At 69.3% G+C, this 1379-nt stretch carries 1 protein-coding gene; it reads right to left on the bottom strand.

All coding sequences use genetic code 11. The features are described 5' to 3' along the window. The coding region (locus HUK84_RS18410; RefSeq protein WP_246285771.1) for a DNA polymerase at window positions 1–1379 on the bottom strand (1379 nt) is incomplete at both ends.

Below are 1379 nucleotides of genomic sequence, written 5' to 3' on the forward strand. Positions count from 1 at the left end.
GCCCTGCAGCGGCGCGTTGATCGCCTGCCGCTCGGCATAGGCGCGGCGCGCCGCGTTCTTCTCGGCGATGCCCGGCACCCAGCAGCGCCGCCCGAACGGGGTGGTGACATAGCCCTGGCGCCGTGCCTCGTCCTTGATCCGTTCCATATAGTCGCGAATGCCCGGATAGCGCGCGAAATAGGCATCGATATAGGAGCGCGCCTCGCCCGGCGGAATACCGAGCTGCCGCCCCAGCCCGAACGCGCTTATGCCGTAGATGATGCCGAAATTGATCGCCTTGGCCCGGCGGCGGGTCAGGGGGTCCATGCCTTCGATCGGGATGCCGAACACCTCGGAGGCGGTGCGGGCATGGATGTCCTGCCCCAGCGCGAAAGCCTCGCGCAACGCGGGGATGTTGGCCACGTGGGCCAGCAGCCGCAATTCGATCTGCGAATAATCGGCCGACAGCAGCACCTGCCCCGGTCCGGCGACGAAGGCGCGGCGGATGCGGCCGCCTTCCTCGGTCCGGATGGGGATGTTCTGCAGGTTCGGCTCGTTGGATGAAAGCCGCCCGGTCGAGGTGATGGCCATCTGGAACGAGGTATGCACGCGCGCCGTCCCGGGGTCCGCCTGGCCCACCAGCGCGTCGGCATAGGTCGATTTCAGCTTGGCGAGCTGCCGCCAGGCCAGGATCCGCCCCGGCAGGTCGTGCCCCTGGTCGGACAGATCCTGCAGGACCGACGAATCGGTGCCCCAGGCGCCGGATTTCATCCGCTTGCCGCCCGGCAGTCCCATCTCGTCGAACAGGATCTCGCCGAGCTGCTTGGGCGAGCCGACATTGAACGGCCGGCCGGCCAGGCGGTGGATCTCGGTCTCCATCCCGGCCATGCGGACGGCGAAATCGGCCGACAGGCGGCGCAGTTCGGCCACGTCGATGGCGATGCCGGTCCGTTCCATGTCCGCCAGCACCGCCACCAGCGGCCGTTCCAGGGCCTCGTACAACGCCAGCGAACGGTGGATGCGCAATTGCGGCCGCAGCGCCAGCCACAGGCGCAGGGTCACGTCCGCGTCCTCGGCGGCATAGGCGGTGGCCCGGGCCAGATCGACCCGGGCGAAGGGGATGCGGTTGCGCCCGGTGCCCGTTACCGCGTCATAGGGGATCGGGGTGTGGCCCAGGTACAGGCGCGACAATTCGTCCATGCCCTGGCCGTGCTTGCCGGCGAACTGGGCGTAGGCGATCAGCATCGTATCGTCGACCGGCGCCGGCTGCGGCGCGCCCGCGCGGGTTAGCACCAGCAGGTCGAACTTGGCGTTCTGGAAGATCTTGAGCACCGACGGGTCCGCCAGCAGCGGACCCAGCAGCGCCAGCACCAGGCCGGCGGGCAACTGCACCGCCGCCG

This window comes from Nguyenibacter vanlangensis (assembly GCF_013376155.1).
Lineage (GTDB): Bacteria > Pseudomonadota > Alphaproteobacteria > Acetobacterales > Acetobacteraceae > Gluconacetobacter > Gluconacetobacter vanlangensis.